The organism is Pseudomonas sp. SWI36 (assembly GCF_002948105.1).
Classification (GTDB): domain Bacteria; phylum Pseudomonadota; class Gammaproteobacteria; order Pseudomonadales; family Pseudomonadaceae; genus Aquipseudomonas; species Aquipseudomonas alloputida.
In genome coordinates this window covers 1,062,674-1,080,594 of the sequence record NZ_CP026675.1, presented here as the reverse complement: position 1 = coordinate 1,080,594, position 17,921 = coordinate 1,062,674, and the positions used below count along the sequence as shown (strand labels likewise).

Genomic DNA, 17,921 nt, shown 5'->3' with positions numbered 1-17,921 from the left:
GGAGTGTTTCGATGCGTGCGGCCGTACGTATTCTGGTGACCCTGTGTGTGGTGGCCCTGGCCGTGTTGGCCGGCTACCAGCTGTGGCAGTACTACATGCTCACCCCATGGACGCGTGATGCCCGTGTGCGCGCCGATGTGGTGGTGATTGCGCCTGATGTGTCCGGCTGGGTTCGCGAACTCAAGGTCCATGACAACCAGCAGGTCAAGGCTGGCGACCTGTTGATGAGTATTGACCGCGAGCGCTTCCAGGCCGCGTTCGATCAGGCCAGCGCGGTGACCGAGACACGCGCCCAGCAACTGCGCTTGCGCGAGCGTGAAGCAGCCCGGCGTACTGCCCTGGGGCCAGAGGCGATCAGTGCCGAGTTGCGTGAAAACGCCCAGATCAATGCCGCCATCGCGCGTGGCGAGCTGCATGAAGCCGAGGCGCAGTTGCAGGTGGCCAGGATCAACCTGGCGCGCAGTGAGGTGCGGGCACCGCGCAGCGGGCATATCACCAATCTGCGTCTGGCCGAGGGCAATTATGTGAATACCGGGGAATCGGTGATGGCGCTGGTGGATGATTCGACGTTCTACATCCAGGCCTATTTCGAGGAAACCAAGTTGCCGCGCATTCGCGTAGGTGACACTGTGACCGTGTGGCTGATGGGCGCGGGTGAACCGATGCAGGGGCACGTGGAGAGCATCAGCCGCGGCATCACCGACCGCAACAGCAACCCGGACAGCCAGTTGCTGCCGGAGGTAGAGCCGACTTTCAACTGGGTGCGACTGGCCCAGCGCATACCGGTGAGGATTCGCCTGGATCAGGTGCCGGAAGGGCTGACCTTGAGTGCGGGGATGACGGCGAGTGTGCAAGTGCACGAGGACCGCGACCCGCAGTGATGGTGCTGCCTCAATACACAGAAATGTAACGTTCGAAGCGGTACAGCCGGGTCGTGTGGTGAAGGCCGTACAGCTCGAGTTCGCCGACGACGTCGGGCAAACACGAAAAAACTTGGCGAGCGGCCCGCCAGTTGCGTTAGGCTGCCGTTGTGAGTTGCCCGACAGAGGCAACCCTTTTCCCGCCTGGCGTGCGTATCTTCCGATTTCATTGCGAGGTTACGTCATGGCCATCACTTCCCAGGATATCTGCAACGCCGCCGATCAGCTAAAGGGCTTTGTCGGCTTTCACGGCAAGCGCGGTGTTCATATCGTGCGTTTCTCCGAGGACGCGTTCGGCATGGACGTGGCCGATGCCAGTATCACCCCCTGCAGCGAGTTTGTCTGGCGGCCCGAGCAAGGGCAGCGCATGGCGCTGTGCCGCGAACGGCTGTCGCTGTTGCTGGATCAGCATGTGGATGACCGCTTGAACATTGGTGAACCGTTGCGCGCCTACCTTCGCCGCTGTGATCTGCCCGAAATCGTGGCGCAGCGCAGCCTGCAGCAGCGCACCCAGTCTGTTTAGGAGCAAGGCCGGGTCTACAAAGGCTGTGCAGTGTTTTGGGAGGGTTGGTGCAACAACGCCGTCAACCCGGCGCTGTCCAGGGGCTTGCTCAGGTAATAGCCTTGCACTTCATGGCAGCGGTCCTTTTCCAGCGACTTGAGTTGATGTTCGCTTTCCACGCCTTCGGCTGTCACTGTCAGCCCCATCGCTTCGCCCAGGTTGATGATGGCCTGGACCACAGCGCGGTCGCTGCCGCCGTTGTTGTTCAGGCCGCTGATGAAGCGCTTGTCGATCTTGATGCTGTCGAACGGGTAGGTACGCAGGTAGCCCAACGACGAATAGCCGGTGCCGAAATCATCCATGTTCAGGCGCACCCCTAGCTCCTTGAGCGACAGCATGGTGCCTAATGCGCCTTCGATATCGTTGAGCATCACGTTCTCGGTAATTTCCAGTTCCAGGCGTTGGGCGGGGAAGGCCGTGTCGAGCAAAGTTTCGCGCACGTCCGCTACCACATCGCTGCGCAAGAACTGGGCAGGCGACAGGTTGACCGAAACCAGCACGTCGGCCGGCCAGTCATGGGCAGTGCGGCAAGCTTCGCGAAGCACCCAGCGGCCCAGCGCAACAATGATGTCGCTCTGCTCGGCCAACGGGATGAAGGTGTCCGGCCCCAGCAACCCTTCCTGAGGATGCCGCCAGCGCACCAAGGCCTCGACCGCGACGATACGCAGGTCGTCGAGGCGGTAGCGCGGCTGGTAATGCAACTCGAACTCCTCATTGCGCAGGGCCCGGCGCAGGTCGTTCTCCAGCTGGCGGCGGTACTGGATCTGCTGGTTCATTTCGGCAACGAAGTAGCGCCATGTGTTCTTTCCATCGGCCTTGGCCTGGTACAGGGCGATGTCGGCGCAGCGGATCAGCTCACCTGCATCGAAGCCCTGGTTGCGCGTCTGGGCAACGCCAATACTGGCACCAATGTGCAGCGGCTGGTTTTCGAAGACGATGGGTTGCTGCAGCAGGCCGATCAGGCGCGCACAGAAGCGGTCGATCTCGCTGCTATTGTCCATGCCGCTGAGTACCAGGATGAACTCGTCGCCGCCCAGACGCGCGACCAGGTCGCCATCGCGGGTAGTGTCGCGCAGGCGCGTTGCCACTTCTTGCAGCACGGCATCTCCGGCGGCATGACCGAGCGAGTCGTTGATCGGCTTGAAGTTGTCCAGGTCCAGCAGCAACAAGGTCAGTGGCGGCGAGTCACTGCCGCGCAACAAGGCCTGCTCCAGGTGCCGGGCGAGCTTGTTGCGGTTGGCCAGCCCGGTCAGTGGGTCGTGCAGCGAAAGGTGCTGGATGCGCGCGTGGGCGTCGACTTCGTCGGTGATATCGCTGGCGGTACCCCGAAAACCGATGGCCTTGCCATCGCGCCAGATAGCGCGGGCGGATATCCGGCAGTAGCGGTTCTGGCCATTCTGGTCGCGGTAAGTACAGCGCAGGTTGGCCAATTGCTGCGGCTCGGCCGTAGTCAGGGCGTCCAGCCAAGGTGACAGCGGCGTGGTATCGCAGGCCAGCAACTGGTTGAGCGGGTGGCCCAGCCAGCCGTCTACCGGGTAGCCGGTGACGTTGGCGAAGCGTTGCGACAGGTAGGTCAGGCGTTGTTGCCGGTCGGTTTCCCAGATCCAGTCGGATGCCGACTCGGCCACCGCCCGGAAGCGCTGCTCGCTGGCCTCCAGGGCCTGGTTGCTTTGTTGCAGATGCACGAGCGTGAGGCCGATTGCCCGGGAGCTGCGCAAGGCATGGCGGAACAGGTACAGCATCACCAGCCCAAGTATCAGTAGTGCACACAACAGTGCGGGCAACACTGCCCACAGCATCTGCTGCCCCGGCAGCGGGCTGTTCCAGGTCAGATGGTAGCCGGTGTCGCCCAGGTCGATGCGCAGGTGGTTGTGATCCTGCATATCCTCCTTTTCCACGTGCATGCCGGTCAGGCCGGCGCCTTTACCCAACTGCGCCAGTTTGCTTTCGGTGAGCTGGTCAATGAACAGCATGACCGGCGCCTGGCTCACCTCGCTGTCGGTAACCTCCCGGTCCGGCCGCACGGCTGCTGCACTGAGTGCGGCCGGCCAGCCATTGAACAGCACGAAACGGGTGACCTGCTCGCGTGAAATCGCCGCCGCGCGGGCCTGTTCGATGATCGGCTGCAGTGGTGTGTCTATATAGCTGTCAGCGCCTGCCTGGCTGGGCTGGCCTTTGAACAAGGCATAGGTGGTGCGGTCGTTTTCCACTACGAACACCCCTTCGTAGCCGCTGGCGCTGTACAGCGACTCGCCTACGTTCTTTTCCTCGTAGGCCCATTGCCAGTCGGCTTGGCCCGACAGGTGCTCGAAGGCTGCATCCCATACGGCATAGCTGGACAGAAACTGGCGCGAGGCGAGCAGCCGTTGTTCCAGCGCCTGGGTCGCATGGAAGGCGCTACGCTCGCGCTCCTGTTGGTCGAGCGTGCGGGCGATATTGAACAGAGCGCCGAGAATGACCAGGCAAGCCAGGCCGAACACTGCGCTGAAACCGGCAATGAGGTGGCGTACCTGAAAGCGCGGTGTGGGGCTAGCGGGTGAAAGCTTGGCGGTCCTGGCCATGCGCGAGCGACTCCTTCAGGCAACCTCCCGCCAGGCAGTCAGGAAGGAGGTTCAATCAGGATAGGCCAGCCTGAGCGCGGCAGCTTCACCGCGGGCAAAATTGACCTGATCGCGGCCAGCGTGCTTGGCGATGTACAGCGCCTTGTCCGCCTGTTCGAGCCAGTGCTCGGGGGACTCCAGGCTGGCCTGGAAGGGCGACAGGCCGATACTCAGGCTGATGCGCAGGTGCGGTAACTGTGGGTTGCGGTAGCTGGAAACCCGCTCGCGCAGACGCTCCATGGCTTGGCAGGCCTGGGCTTCGCTGGTTTCGGGCATGATCACGCAGAACTCGTCGCCGCCGTAACGCCCGGCCTGGTCGCCCTCGCGCAAACTGCGCCGCAGCTCAGCACTGAGCTGGCGCAGTACACAGTCGCCGACCACATGGCCAAAGGTGTCGTTGATGGTCTTGAAGTGATCAATGTCGATCAGGGCAATCACCGCGTGCCCCTGTTGCTGCTTGCACGCCTGGAACTTGAGCTGCAGCAGGTCCTTCCAGGCGCCGTGGTTGAACAGCCCGGTCAGGCTGTCGGTCAGGCTCAGGGCGCTCAGCCGGCGCTTGTGGTCGCCCAGCTTGATCGCAAGCTGGTAGCACACCCAGCCCAAGGCCAGCGGGTACAGCGCCAGCATTGGCAGGCACGCATAGACCTGCAGGGGCGTGGCGGTCAATTGCAAGCCAGGGCCGAGCAGCAGGATGGCGGCGAGCATGCCAGCCAGTTGCGCCAGCACCCCGCGAAAGACCATGCGCTTGCCGCCGGCGGCGACGTTGTTCATCGTCATCATCGCCAGCACGGTCACGCTGGGCAGCGGGTTGAAGTGCATGGCGGCGGTCCAGAACCCACCCATCAGGGAGTCCAGCAGGAGGTTGCGTTGTTCCGCCTGGTAAGGCGTTGTCGAGCGGGCAGCCCACAGGTAGGCCACGTGCGGCCACAGTAGACCATTGAACAGTACCAGCAGCCATGCCCAGGAGGGGGGTGACAGCGGCGCAATGGCCGCCATGACAGTGAACAGGCCGATTCCCAGGCCAATGACCCGCGGCAGGTAGATGCGCTTGACGAATGAAAGTCCTTTGCCGTTGCGGTTATCCATAGTGCTCACAGTTTTCTGTCGGTGTACCGTTCATCGCATAACACGCATGAATATTGTTGAACAGTGTGTCATCGGCGAGAAATGACCTTGCAAGCCAATTCACGGTTGATTCGATCACGGTGGGGCAGTTGATAACCAGGCTCAGGTACTACTGAGCACTCGCAGGCGGGGGCGGGGCAACCTGGACTCACCGCATGACGGGCAAACTGATGGGGAGCCCCTGGCCTGTGAGTGAGCAGGACCAGGGGCATGAACTCACCGTAGCGGCACGCTGAGTGTCATTTGTGCTCATGTCTGCTGCGCGCGGACTGGGGCTGGTCGTCGTTCAGAAGCCGCGAGGGTGGTTTGCCACTGTCACTGCGCACTTGTGCATGGCTGATCAAGGCGAAGATGAAACTGCCACCGATGATGTTGCCCGCCAGCGTCGGCAGTGCAAATTCCAGCCAGAAGCGGCTCCAGGTTTCGTCGCCAGCCCACACCAGGTAGGACACTTCGACTGACCCCACTACTATATGAGTGAAATCGCCAAGGGCCATCAGGTAGGTGATCATCAGAATGATCCAGATCTTGGCGTGCTCCATTGAAGGGATCATCCAGACCATGGTGGCAATCATCCAGCCTGAGACTATGCCCTTGGCGAACATCTGGCTGATGTCGTTCTTCATTACCTTGCGACCGACCTCCAGGAATGCCACATCGGTCTTGCTGTCGAATATCGGCAGTTCCAGCATCACCCAGGCCACCAGCAGGGTACCTGCCAGGTTGCCAAGCAACACCACGCCCCAGAGGCGTAGCAGGCGTCCGAAGTTGGCCAGCGTAGGTGCGGTCATGACGGGCAGCACCGCGGTGAGCGTATTCTCGGTGAACAGTTGCTGGCGGGCCAGGATCACGGCAAGAAAGCCCGCGCTGTAGCCGATGCTGGCGACCACCTGGGCACCATCGCCTTCTGGCAGGCGGGCGTAGAATAGCCCCATGGCCATCAACGACAGCCCCATGGACAGGCCGGCGGCAAGTGCCGACCACCACAACGCGGCAAGTGTACGTTCCAGCTCCTGGTCGCCCTGGTAGCGAATGATTTCGTGCAGCACTGCCGCCCGTGGCGGTTGGCTGTGGCTGACCTCCTGCTCTTCATCTGCAGAGAGGCCGGGGGTTTTCTCGCTTTGCCCATTGCTCATGGCCGCTACGCTCCGTGGTGTGTTTCTTTACAGATCCACGGCGCTTTCATTAGTTGCCGGTTAGCGGCAAAACGGTGTTGGAAAAGTTTTTCAGAACAAGGTGTTGACTCTGATTTCAAAGCGCGTATTATTCGCCTCCTCGCAGCGATGAACGCTTCGGGGCAAGCGGTAAGTTGTTGAAGTTGTTAGCTTTCGAAAGAAAGCGGTAGTAAAAAACTTCAAAATAAACGCTTGACAGACTCTGAGGAAAGCGTAGAATGCGCGCCTCGGTTGAGACGAAAAGCTCTTAACCAAACGCTCTTTAACAAATCGAATCAAGCAATTCGTGTGGGTGCTTGTGAGTACGGACTGATAGTCAAAAAGATTGTCAGCATCACAAGTGACCATGCGAGAAATCACATAGTCATTTGAGATTGCTGAGCCAAGTTTAGGGTTTCTTAAAAACCCAAGCAGTATTGAACTGAAGAGTTTGATCATGGCTCAGATTGAACGCTGGCGGCAGGCCTAACACATGCAAGTCGAGCGGATGACGGGAGCTTGCTCCTTGATTCAGCGGCGGACGGGTGAGTAATGCCTAGGAATCTGCCTGGTAGTGGGGGACAACGTTTCGAAAGGAACGCTAATACCGCATACGTCCTACGGGAGAAAGCAGGGGACCTTCGGGCCTTGCGCTATCAGATGAGCCTAGGTCGGATTAGCTAGTTGGTGGGGTAATGGCTCACCAAGGCGACGATCCGTAACTGGTCTGAGAGGATGATCAGTCACACTGGAACTGAGACACGGTCCAGACTCCTACGGGAGGCAGCAGTGGGGAATATTGGACAATGGGCGAAAGCCTGATCCAGCCATGCCGCGTGTGTGAAGAAGGTCTTCGGATTGTAAAGCACTTTAAGTTGGGAGGAAGGGCAGTAAGCTAATACCTTGCTGTTTTGACGTTACCGACAGAATAAGCACCGGCTAACTCTGTGCCAGCAGCCGCGGTAATACAGAGGGTGCAAGCGTTAATCGGAATTACTGGGCGTAAAGCGCGCGTAGGTGGTTTGTTAAGTTGGATGTGAAAGCCCCGGGCTCAACCTGGGAACTGCATCCAAAACTGGCAAGCTAGAGTACGGTAGAGGGTGGTGGAATTTCCTGTGTAGCGGTGAAATGCGTAGATATAGGAAGGAACACCAGTGGCGAAGGCGACCACCTGGACTGATACTGACACTGAGGTGCGAAAGCGTGGGGAGCAAACAGGATTAGATACCCTGGTAGTCCACGCCGTAAACGATGTCAACTAGCCGTTGGAATCCTTGAGATTTTAGTGGCGCAGCTAACGCATTAAGTTGACCGCCTGGGGAGTACGGCCGCAAGGTTAAAACTCAAATGAATTGACGGGGGCCCGCACAAGCGGTGGAGCATGTGGTTTAATTCGAAGCAACGCGAAGAACCTTACCAGGCCTTGACATGCAGAGAACTTTCCAGAGATGGATTGGTGCCTTCGGGAACTCTGACACAGGTGCTGCATGGCTGTCGTCAGCTCGTGTCGTGAGATGTTGGGTTAAGTCCCGTAACGAGCGCAACCCTTGTCCTTAGTTACCAGCACGTTATGGTGGGCACTCTAAGGAGACTGCCGGTGACAAACCGGAGGAAGGTGGGGATGACGTCAAGTCATCATGGCCCTTACGGCCTGGGCTACACACGTGCTACAATGGTCGGTACAGAGGGTTGCCAAGCCGCGAGGTGGAGCTAATCTCACAAAACCGATCGTAGTCCGGATCGCAGTCTGCAACTCGACTGCGTGAAGTCGGAATCGCTAGTAATCGCGAATCAGAATGTCGCGGTGAATACGTTCCCGGGCCTTGTACACACCGCCCGTCACACCATGGGAGTGGGTTGCACCAGAAGTAGCTAGTCTAACCTTCGGGGGGACGGTTACCACGGTGTGATTCATGACTGGGGTGAAGTCGTAACAAGGTAGCCGTAGGGGAACCTGCGGCTGGATCACCTCCTTAATCGACGACATCAGCCTGCTGATGAGCTCCCACACGAATTGCTTGATTCATTGTCGAAGACGTTTTTCCTGGTCAGAACCTGGAAATGAGCATTCGCTTCGAATGTTGATTTCTGGCTTTTGTCAGATCGTTCTTTAAAAATTCGGATATGTGATAGATATAGACTGAACACCAGTTTCACTGCTGGTGGATCAGGCTAAGGTAAAATTTGTGAGTTCTGCTCGAAAGAGCAACGTACGAATTTTCGGCGAATGTCGTCTTCACAGTATAACCAGATTGCTTGGGGTTATATGGTCAAGTGAAGAAGCGCATACGGTGGATGCCTTGGCAGTCAGAGGCGATGAAAGACGTGGTAGCCTGCGATAAGCTTTGGGGAGTCGGCAAACAGACTGTGATCCAGAGATCTCTGAATGGGGGAACCCAGCCAGCATAAGCTGGTTATCTTGTACTGAATACATAGGTGCAAGAGGCGAACCAGGGGAACTGAAACATCTAAGTACCCTGAGGAAAAGAAATCAACCGAGATTCCCTTAGTAGTGGCGAGCGAACGGGGACCAGCCCTTAAGTTGATTTGAGATTAGTGGAACGCTCTGGAAAGTGCGGCCATAGTGGGTGATAGCCCCGTACACGAAAATCTCTTGTCAATGAAATCGAGTAGGACGGAGCACGAGAAACTTTGTCTGAATATGGGGGGACCATCCTCCAAGGCTAAATACTACTGACTGACCGATAGTGAACCAGTACCGTGAGGGAAAGGCGAAAAGAACCCCGGAGAGGGGAGTGAAATAGAACCTGAAACCGTATGCGTACAAGCAGTGGGAGCCTACTTTGTTAGGTGACTGCGTACCTTTTGTATAATGGGTCAGCGACTTATATTCAGTGGCGAGCTTAACCGAATAGGGGAGGCGTAGCGAAAGCGAGTCTTAATAGGGCGTTTAGTCGCTGGGTATAGACCCGAAACCGGGCGATCTATCCATGGGCAGGTTGAAGGTTAGGTAACACTGACTGGAGGACCGAACCGACTACCGTTGAAAAGTTAGCGGATGACCTGTGGATCGGAGTGAAAGGCTAATCAAGCTCGGAGATAGCTGGTTCTCCTCGAAAGCTATTTAGGTAGCGCCTCATGTATCACTGTAGGGGGTAGAGCACTGTTTCGGCTAGGGGGTCATCCCGACTTACCAAACCGATGCAAACTCCGAATACCTACAAGTGCCGAGCATGGGAGACACACGGCGGGTGCTAACGTCCGTCGTGAAAAGGGAAACAACCCAGACCGTCAGCTAAGGTCCCAAAGTCATGGTTAAGTGGGAAACGATGTGGGAAGGCTTAGACAGCTAGGAGGTTGGCTTAGAAGCAGCCACCCTTTAAAGAAAGCGTAATAGCTCACTAGTCGAGTCGGCCTGCGCGGAAGATGTAACGGGGCTCAAACCATGCACCGAAGCTACGGGTATCATCTTACGATGATGCGGTAGAGGAGCGTTCTGTAAGCCTGTGAAGGTGAGTTGAGAAGCTTGCTGGAGGTATCAGAAGTGCGAATGCTGACATGAGTAACGACAATGCGAGTGAAAAACTCGCACGCCGAAAGACCAAGGTTTCCTGCGCAACGTTAATCGACGCAGGGTTAGTCGGTCCCTAAGGCGAGGCTGAAAAGCGTAGTCGATGGAAAACAGGTTAATATTCCTGTACTTCCAGTTATTGCGATGGAGGGACGGAGAAGGTTAGGCCAGCCTGGCGTTGGTTGTCCAGGTTTAAGGTGGTAGGCTGAAATCTTAGGCAAATCCGGGATTTCAAGGCCGAGAGCTGATGACGAGTTGCCTTTAGGCGACGAAGTGGTTGATACCATGCTTCCAAGAAAAGCTCCTAAGCTTCAGATAACTGGGAACCGTACCCCAAACCGACACAGGTGGTTAGGTAGAGAATACCAAGGCGCTTGAGAGAACTCGGGTGAAGGAACTAGGCAAAATGGCACCGTAACTTCGGGAGAAGGTGCGCCGGCGAGGGTGAAGGACTTGCTCCGTAAGCCCATGCCGGTCGAAGATACCAGGCCGCTGCGACTGTTTATTAAAAACACAGCACTCTGCAAACACGAAAGTGGACGTATAGGGTGTGACGCCTGCCCGGTGCCGGAAGGTTAATTGATGGGGTTAGCGCAAGCGAAGCTCTTGATCGAAGCCCCGGTAAACGGCGGCCGTAACTATAACGGTCCTAAGGTAGCGAAATTCCTTGTCGGGTAAGTTCCGACCTGCACGAATGGCGTAACGATGGCGGCGCTGTCTCCACCCGAGACTCAGTGAAATTGAAATCGCTGTGAAGATGCAGTGTATCCGCGGCTAGACGGAAAGACCCCGTGAACCTTTACTATAGCTTTGCACTGGACTTTGAATTTGCTTGTGTAGGATAGGTGGGAGGCTTTGAAGTGGGGACGCCAGTTCTCATGGAGCCATCCTTGAAATACCACCCTGGCAACTTTGAGGTTCTAACTCAGGTCCGTCATCCGGATCGAGGACAGTGTATGGTGGGTAGTTTGACTGGGGCGGTCTCCTCCCAAAGAGTAACGGAGGAGTACGAAGGTGCGCTCAGACCGGTCGGAAATCGGTCGTAGAGTATAAAGGCAAAAGCGCGCTTGACTGCGAGACAAACACGTCGAGCAGGTACGAAAGTAGGTCTTAGTGATCCGGTGGTTCTGTATGGAAGGGCCATCGCTCAACGGATAAAAGGTACTCCGGGGATAACAGGCTGATACCGCCCAAGAGTTCATATCGACGGCGGTGTTTGGCACCTCGATGTCGGCTCATCACATCCTGGGGCTGAAGCCGGTCCCAAGGGTATGGCTGTTCGCCATTTAAAGTGGTACGCGAGCTGGGTTTAGAACGTCGTGAGACAGTTCGGTCCCTATCTGCCGTGGACGTTTGAGATTTGAGAGGGGCTGCTCCTAGTACGAGAGGACCGGAGTGGACGAACCTCTGGTGTTCCGGTTGTCACGCCAGTGGCATTGCCGGGTAGCTATGTTCGGAAGAGATAACCGCTGAAAGCATCTAAGCGGGAAACTTGCCTCAAGATGAGATCTCACTGGGATCTTGAATCCCCTAAAGGGCCGTCGAAGACTACGACGTTGATAGGTTGGGTGTGTAAGCGCTGTGAGGCGTTGAGCTAACCAATACTAATTGCCCGTGAGGCTTGACCATATAACACCCAAGCAATTTGCCGACGCAGATTGCGGTGGTGAAGACGAAAGACCCGAAAATTCGTAAGACCACAAATATCGCATATCCGGATTCGCTGGGCTGTCCATCTGGACATTCTGGCAACAGAATTTCTTGACGACCATAGAGCATTGGAACCACCTGATCCCATCCCGAACTCAGTAGTGAAACGATGCATCGCCGATGGTAGTGTGGGGTTTCCCCATGTGAGAGTAGGTCATCGTCAAGATTCATTTCGCAAAACCCCTATCTGCGCATGCAGGTAGGGGTTTTGTCTTTGTGGGCAAAAAACTGGACCTGCTCGAGAGCGGAGATGGCACCGGCTTCGCCGGTGTTCGCGGGTAAACCCGCTCCTACAGCGGCCTGTGTCCACCCCCCGATGTGTGTTTACCACCGATCTGTGTAGGAGCGGGTTTACCCGCGAATACGGTGGCGGCGGCAACGGTGAACGGCAGGTGGGGATTGGCCAGCAGGTCCGGCCCATTCGCGGGTGAACCCGCTCCTACGACGGGCTGTGTCCAACCACCGATGTGTGTCCACCACCAATCTGTGTAGGAGCGGTTTTACCCGCGAATACGGTGGCGGCGGCAACGGTGAACGGCGGGTTGGGATTGGCCAGCAGGGCCGGCCCATTCGCGGGTAAACCCGCTCCTACAGCGGCCTGTGTCCAACCACCGATGTGTGTTTACCACCGATCTGTGTAGGAGCGGGTTTACCCGCGAATACGGTGGCGGCGGCAACGGTGAACGGCAGGTGGAAATTGGCCAGCAGGTCCGGCCCCTTCGCGGGTAAACCCGCCCCTACAGCGGCCTGTGTCCAACCACCGATGCGTGTTTACCACCGATCTGTGTAGGAGCGGGTTTGATCCCGCGAATACTGTGGCGGCGGCAACGGTGAACGGCAGGTGGAAATTGGCCAGCAGGTCCGGCCCCTTCGCAGGTAAACCCGCTCCTACAGAGGATGGTGCGAAGCCAGGTTAGAATGGCCTCAACGCAGCATTAACGTGACTTTCCCGCACCCCCCCTACGTCAAGACTTTGGTTCGGGGCACTTTTGCTCCTGGACCTGGCGATGCCAGCGTACCGTGCTGCGCATTTCTGGACTTCCCCGTCCCATCACTTGAGGTAGCAAGCAAGATGGCCAAGGCCGCCGATGTCGTTGTGCAATGCCTGGAAAACGAAGGTGTCGAGTATGTATTCGGCATTCCCGGTGAGGAAAACCTCGACCTGCTCGAATCCCTGCGCAAGTCGAAGATCAAGCTGGTACTGACCCGTCACGAGCAGTCTGCAGGTTTCATGGCTGCCACCTACGGTCGTCTGACCGGCAAGACCGGCGTCAGCCTGTCGACCCTCGGCCCTGGTGCCACCAACCTGGTGACCGCCAGCGCCTACGCCTATCTGGGCGGCATGCCGATGATGATGATCACCGGGCAGAAGCCGATCAAGAAGTCCAAGCAGGGTCGCTTCCAGATCATTGACGTGTGCGGCATGATGGACCCCATCACCAAGTACACCCACCAGTTCGCCTCGGCCGACAACATCCCGGCCCGCATGCGCGAAGCCTTCCGCCTGGCCGAAGAAGAAAAGCCGGGTGCGGTGCACCTGGAGCTGCCCGAAGACATCGCCGCCGAGCAGACCGACGCGCTGCCGATCCCGCGCAGCCTGCACCGCCGCCCGCTGGCCGAGCATGTGGCCATCGAAGCTGCCGTCGAGAAACTGCAGAATGCGCGTAACCCGATCCTGGTGATCGGTGCCGGTGCCAACCGCAAGATGACCGCCAAGGTCCTCAAGCAGCTGATCGACAAGACCGGCATCCCGTTCATCACCACCCAGATGGGTAAAGGCGTGGTCGACGAGCGCCACCCGCGCTTCCTCGGCAACGCTGCGCTGTCGTCGGGCGACTTCGTTCACCGCGCTGTCGAAGCCGCCGACCTGATCATCAACATCGGCCACGATGTGATCGAGAAGCCACCGTTCTTCATGGTTCGTGGCGGCACCGAAGTCATCCACATCAACTTCCGCTCTGCCGAAGTCGATGCCGTGTACTTCCCGCAAGTAGAAGTGATCGGCGACATCGCCAACGCCGTGTGGCAGATCAGTGAAGCACTGAACGACACGTCGCACTGGGACTTCACCCGCCTGATGGCCATCCGTGAAGCCAACGAAGCACAGATCGCCGAAGGCGCCGACGACGACCGCTTCCCGGTCTACCCACAGCGCATGGTGGCTGACATCCGTCGTGTACTGCCGTCCGAAGGCATCGTCGCCCTGGACAACGGCATCTACAAGATCTGGTTCGCCCGCAACTACAAAGCGCACAAGCCAAACACCGTGCTGCTGGACAACGCCCTGGCGACCATGGGCGCCGGCCTACCATCGGCAATGGCTGCGCACCTGGTGCACCCGGACCGCCCGGTAATCTCGGTGTGTGGCGACGGCGGCTTCATGATGAACAGCCAGGAACTGGAAACTGCAGTACGCCTGGGCATGCACATCACCGTGGTTATCCTGCGTGACGACGGCTACGGCATGATCCGCTGGAAGCAGGCCAACATGGGCTTCACCGATTTCGGCCTGGACTACGGCAACCCGGACTTCGTCAAATATGCCGAAGCCTACGGCGCCAACGGCCACCGTGTGGAAAGCGCCGAAGGCCTGCTGCCGCTGCTGGAGCACTGCATCAAGACCCCGGGTGTGCACGTGATCGACTGCCCGGTCGATTACAGCGAGAACGACCGCATCCTCAACAGCGAGCTGCGTGAGCGCGCCCTGGCGGTGTAAGCCCTGACGCCCTGATCGCTGCAAGGCGGCACCCACAGGTATCTCACGATCCTGTAGGTGCCGTCGGGTGGTGCATAGCAACCACTTCACGCCTCTTGCAATTGATCATTCTCAGGTTCTCTACTCATAGAGAACACGAGAACATGACTATTGGTTCAACACACAACCATCCTGCCGATCTGGCCATCGACCCATTACTGCCCACGCAGCCGTGGGCCGCGCGTTTCCCTAACCCCCCGGATCTCGACTACCGCCGTCTTATCGAACAAGAGGCCGGTTGCCGCACGTGCCACACACTCCATTCACCGCACTTGCATGTCGGCGCCTGAGTTACTGGGTTGCTTCAGCCCAGTTCAATGGCGGCTTTACCCTCGAGTACTACCCCCACTATCAGGTTGGGAAATAACGGCGTACGGGCCATTTTGTAGGGGGAGTCCTACTGCCATTATGTGACTTTCCTCTGGTCCCATAGGACTCTCCTGACTGTCGCTCCCTGACCCAACATCGCTTTACTGGCGTCCTTCCAAAACAACCACAAAAAGGAAGCCGCCATGTCTGAATCCTGTTCCCCCGTCAGCCCCGTACGTATCGCTGTCATCCAGTACGACCCTCAGGTCGGTCTTGAGCACTGTGAGAGTAACGTGAGCAGAGGCCTGGCATTGGCCCGGCGCGCAGCACGCGAAGGTGCGAACCTGATCGTACTGCCTGAACTGGCCAACACGGGCTACACCTTCAACTCCCGTGCCGAAGCCTATTCCCATGCGCAGGTGCTGCAGGACGGCCCTTGCCTGAAAACCTGGGCGGACTTCGCCAGGCAATACCAGGTATACCTGGCTGCGGGGTTTGCTGAACGCGACGGGCTGAAGCTCTACGACAGTGCTGTCCTGTTTGGCCCCGAAGGCCTGCTTGGGCATTACCGCAAAGCGCACCTGTGGAACCAGGAAAAGCTCTGGTTCACCCCCGGTGACCTGGGGTTCCCGGTATTCGAGACGCCTATCGGCCGTATCGGCCTGCTGATCTGCTGGGACATCTGGTTCCCGGAAGTACCACGGGTGATGGCCGCGCAAGGTGCCGACATCATCTGCAGCCTCAACAACTGGGTATGGACCCCGCCGCCGTTGTTCGATGATGCAGGGCGCTGCATGGCCTCGTACCTGACCATGACGGCAGCGCATGTCAACAACGTTTATATCGCCGCCGCGAACCGTGTCGGCAGCGAGCGGGGCGGGCGCTTCCTGGGCTGCTCGCTGATCGCCGGTACCAAAGGCTGGCCGATCGGCGAGGTGGGCAGTGCAGAAGCCGAGGAGATTATCTATGCCGACGTCGATTTGAGCAGTGCACGCTCGGCACCGATCTGGAACAGCCTCAACGACCTGCCAAGAGACCGGCGCACCGACCTCTACGATGCCACCCTTGGCTATCGCTTGCATGCACCTATGCCACGTTGAGGAGTTGCGAATGAACACGCTCTTCTTCTCACGACAGCAGTATTGGCTTGCGTTGATCTTCGGCTGCCTGCTGGTGTTTTTCGCTGCAAGCCTTGGCCATGGCCAATGGCTGGATTATGCACAGAGGGTGGCGACGCTCGATGAGCCGCTCAGCCGCTTGCGCTGGATTGTTGGTGATATCAGTGAAGTGGCTTTCTACAAGCACGAACTGCCCGCGCTGGGCTTGCTGCTGGGGGCTTGCCTGGCGCACTGGGCGCAGCTGCGAGGGTACCGCTGGCAGGGCTTTGCCATCTGTTATGGCAGCGGATTATGGCCATGGGTGTTTACCAGCTCGCTTTTGGGCTTGCTGCTCAGCCATGCGTTGTGGGGATGGACCTTGGCCAGTGGCATCTGGCAACCAACGTTCGTTGCCTTCGTGTCATTGCCGGCAGCCATGGTCTTGCTTTTTGGTGCGGGCTGGCGGGTGACGATCACAGGGGCGCTACTGGGGGCACTACTGGTAACACCGGCCAGCCTGCTGATGGTCAATTACCTGTGTTATCCCCTGCAGTTACCAGTGGTAGTGGGCAATGTGAGTGGCATGGCAGTGGCAAGCGTGGTGGCCTTCATCCTGTGCAAGCGCTTTCCTTCATGGGTACGCCAATGCGGTGAACCCACCGTCGTGGCGCCGGTTGTCAATCAGCCTGACTACGGTGTGGTCTGGACTTTGCGGCGCGTTCTGGCCGACTTCAGCGAAGCCCCATTCTTTGGTAATGAGCTGGCCAGCCTCGGGCTATTGCTGGGTGTGTTGCTGGCATACCTGTTGAGTCCGGCTGCACTGTCCTACGGTTCTATGCTGGTGATGCAGATAGTGGCCGGGCAGGCCTTGGCCTCCCTGGTCGGGGTTGTACTCTGGCGTGGACAGTGGAAAGCCCGTGGGTGGTACCCTACCTACATTCCGATTGTGTCGATCGTCCCGGCCGCGGTGTTGACACATGGCGGCAGCTGGCAAGTGGTGGTGGCCAGTGCAATGCTGGGTGCACTGGTGGCTCCGCCGCTGGCAGTGGCGATCACTCAGCGGTTGCCGGCCTATGTGCATGGCTACATCGGCAATGTGGTGTCGATGGCCATCTGCACGCTTGGCATCGTGCCGGTAGTCGGGTTGATTGTGGGGGGAGAAGCATGAGTGAACATTCGAGCCTGCCCAGGCTGTCGATCGCTACTCTGGGCGGCACGGTCAGTATGCAGGCCTGTGCTGTCGGGGATGGTGTAACGCCAAGTCTGGATTGTGAGCGGCAATTGCTTCAGGTTCCACAGTTGCGCGAGATGGCGCAGTTGAACGTTGCTTCATTGTGCCTGCTCCCCAGTGCATCGCTGGGCTTCGCGACGTTGCTGGAGGTGCTGGCATGGGCCCGGGGCGAGGTGGAGCGCGGGGCTCAGGCCCTGGTATTGAGCCAAGGGACCGACAGCCTTGAAGAAACGGCCTATTTCCTGGATCTGCTCTGGCCATTCGATGTGCCATTGGTGATGACCGGTGCCATGCGCTCGGCGAGTCAGCCGGGCAATGATGGGCCGGCCAACTTGTTGGCTGCGGCCCAGGTTGCATTGGCACAAGACAGCCGTGGGCGAGGTGTGCTTGTGGTCATGAATGATCAGGTCCACTGCGCGGCAAGGGTTCGCAAGACGGCCAGCCTGGCGATGGCGGCATTCGAGTCGCCCGGATGTGGCCCGTTGGGCGACGTTGTGGAGGGTGTTGTTTTGTATCGCCACTCGCCCGGGCGACGGAAAGTGTTGCCGTTACCCTATCGCACCGACCAGCGCGTTGCCCTGCTGGAAGCCTGCCTGGACGCAGACACGGCGCTGCTGCGGGCTGTGGCCACATTGGGTTATGAGGGGTTGGTCATCGCCGGTTTCGGTGCTGGGCATGTTTCCGCCAGTTGGTCCGAAGTGCTGGAACACCTGGCGCCCACCTTGCCGGTCATGGTTGCTACGCGCACAGGTAGGGGGCCTACAGCCCGGGCAACCTACGGGTTTGCTGGTGCAGAGATCGACCTGCAGAAAAAAGGCGTCTACATGGCTGGGCAACTCTGCCCGCGCAAATGCCGCATCTTGCTGTGGCTGCTGATAGGCACCGACCGGCAACATGAGCTGCAGGCCTGGTTGCAGCCCTGAACC

General features: G+C 58.5%; 9 protein-coding genes and 3 rRNA genes. 9 read left to right on the top strand and 3 right to left on the bottom strand.

Going from position 1 to position 17,921, the window contains the following annotated elements:
- The first annotated feature begins 11 nt into the window (after window positions 1-11).
- Both C4Q27_RS05375 and C4Q27_RS05370 read left to right on the top strand, forming a co-directional pair.
- Window positions 12-881 (top strand): HlyD family secretion protein, encoded by an 870-nt coding sequence (locus C4Q27_RS05375; RefSeq protein ID WP_064492941.1) that lies wholly within the window; start codon window positions 12-14, stop codon window positions 879-881.
- A gap of 223 nt (window positions 882-1,104) precedes the next feature.
- A complete protein-coding gene (locus tag C4Q27_RS05370; RefSeq protein ID WP_020191710.1) occupies window positions 1,105-1,443 on the top strand; it encodes a DUF2025 family protein in 339 nt (112 codons plus the stop codon).
- Window positions 1,444-1,457: 14 nt separating this feature from the next.
- Here the strand turns inward: C4Q27_RS05370 and C4Q27_RS05365 are convergent, their stop codons facing one another.
- From C4Q27_RS05365 to C4Q27_RS05355, 3 genes are all read right to left on the bottom strand, one after another.
- On the bottom strand, window positions 1,458-4,043 hold the full coding sequence (locus C4Q27_RS05365; RefSeq protein WP_064492940.1) for an EAL domain-containing protein: 2,586 nt from the start codon (window positions 4,041-4,043) through the stop codon (window positions 1,458-1,460).
- Window positions 4,044-4,094: 51 nt separating this feature from the next.
- Window positions 4,095-5,168, bottom strand: coding sequence for a diguanylate cyclase (locus C4Q27_RS05360; protein WP_064492939.1), 1,074 nt, complete (start codon window positions 5,166-5,168; stop codon window positions 4,095-4,097).
- 278 nt (window positions 5,169-5,446) lie between these two features.
- A complete protein-coding gene (locus C4Q27_RS05355; RefSeq protein WP_064492938.1) occupies window positions 5,447-6,343 on the bottom strand; it encodes a formate/nitrite transporter family protein in 897 nt (298 codons plus the stop codon).
- 457 nt (window positions 6,344-6,800) lie between these two features.
- Between C4Q27_RS05355 and C4Q27_RS05350 the strand changes: the two genes are divergently transcribed.
- The 7 genes from C4Q27_RS05350 to C4Q27_RS05310 all read left to right on the top strand — a co-directional run bounded on the left by C4Q27_RS05350 (window position 6,801) and on the right by C4Q27_RS05310 (window position 17,918).
- Window positions 6,801-8,337: ribosomal RNA gene (locus C4Q27_RS05350) — 16S ribosomal RNA — on the top strand.
- A 292-nt stretch (window positions 8,338-8,629) separates the two neighbouring features.
- A 23S ribosomal RNA gene (locus C4Q27_RS05345) occupies window positions 8,630-11,522 on the top strand.
- A gap of 131 nt (window positions 11,523-11,653) precedes the next feature.
- A 5S ribosomal RNA gene (rrf, locus tag C4Q27_RS05340) occupies window positions 11,654-11,769 on the top strand.
- The 16S, 23S and 5S rRNA genes sit together here, the layout of an rRNA operon.
- A 906-nt stretch (window positions 11,770-12,675) precedes the next feature.
- A complete protein-coding gene (locus tag C4Q27_RS05330) occupies window positions 12,676-14,319 on the top strand; it encodes an acetolactate synthase large subunit (protein WP_004576806.1) in 1,644 nt (547 codons plus the stop codon).
- Between the two features lie 551 nt (window positions 14,320-14,870).
- Window positions 14,871-15,767, top strand: a complete 897-nt coding sequence (locus tag C4Q27_RS05320) for a nitrilase family protein (RefSeq protein WP_104886592.1) — start codon at window positions 14,871-14,873, stop codon at window positions 15,765-15,767.
- Window positions 15,768-15,777: 10 nt separating this feature from the next.
- The gene (locus tag C4Q27_RS05315) at window positions 15,778-16,932 is read left to right on the top strand and encodes a hypothetical protein (RefSeq protein ID WP_064492313.1); all 1,155 of its coding nucleotides are present in this window, start codon (window positions 15,778-15,780) and stop codon (window positions 16,930-16,932) included.
- A complete protein-coding gene (locus C4Q27_RS05310; RefSeq protein ID WP_104886591.1) occupies window positions 16,929-17,918 on the top strand; it encodes an asparaginase in 990 nt (329 codons plus the stop codon). The genes C4Q27_RS05315 and C4Q27_RS05310 overlap by 4 nt, the downstream gene beginning before the upstream one ends.
- Window positions 17,919-17,921: the final 3 nt, after the last annotated feature.

Excerpts from the sequence above, each read along its gene's own strand:
- C4Q27_RS05375 (WP_064492941.1), top strand. The coding sequence starts at position 12 with ATGCGTGCGGCCGTACGTATTCTGGTGACCCTGTGTGTGGTGGCCCTG.
- C4Q27_RS05370 (WP_020191710.1), top strand. The coding sequence starts at position 1,105 with ATGGCCATCACTTCCCAGGATATCTGCAACGCCGCCGATCAGCTAAAG.
- C4Q27_RS05365 (WP_064492940.1), bottom strand. The coding sequence starts at position 4,043 with ATGGCCAGGACCGCCAAGCTTTCACCCGCTAGCCCCACACCGCGCTTT.
- C4Q27_RS05360 (WP_064492939.1), bottom strand. The coding sequence starts at position 5,168 with ATGGATAACCGCAACGGCAAAGGACTTTCATTCGTCAAGCGCATCTAC.
- C4Q27_RS05355 (WP_064492938.1), bottom strand. The coding sequence starts at position 6,343 with ATGAGCAATGGGCAAAGCGAGAAAACCCCCGGCCTCTCTGCAGATGAA.
- C4Q27_RS05330 (WP_004576806.1), top strand. The coding sequence starts at position 12,676 with ATGGCCAAGGCCGCCGATGTCGTTGTGCAATGCCTGGAAAACGAAGGT.
- C4Q27_RS05320 (WP_104886592.1), top strand. The coding sequence starts at position 14,871 with ATGTCTGAATCCTGTTCCCCCGTCAGCCCCGTACGTATCGCTGTCATC.
- C4Q27_RS05315 (WP_064492313.1), top strand. The coding sequence starts at position 15,778 with ATGAACACGCTCTTCTTCTCACGACAGCAGTATTGGCTTGCGTTGATC.
- C4Q27_RS05310 (WP_104886591.1), top strand. The coding sequence starts at position 16,929 with ATGAGTGAACATTCGAGCCTGCCCAGGCTGTCGATCGCTACTCTGGGC.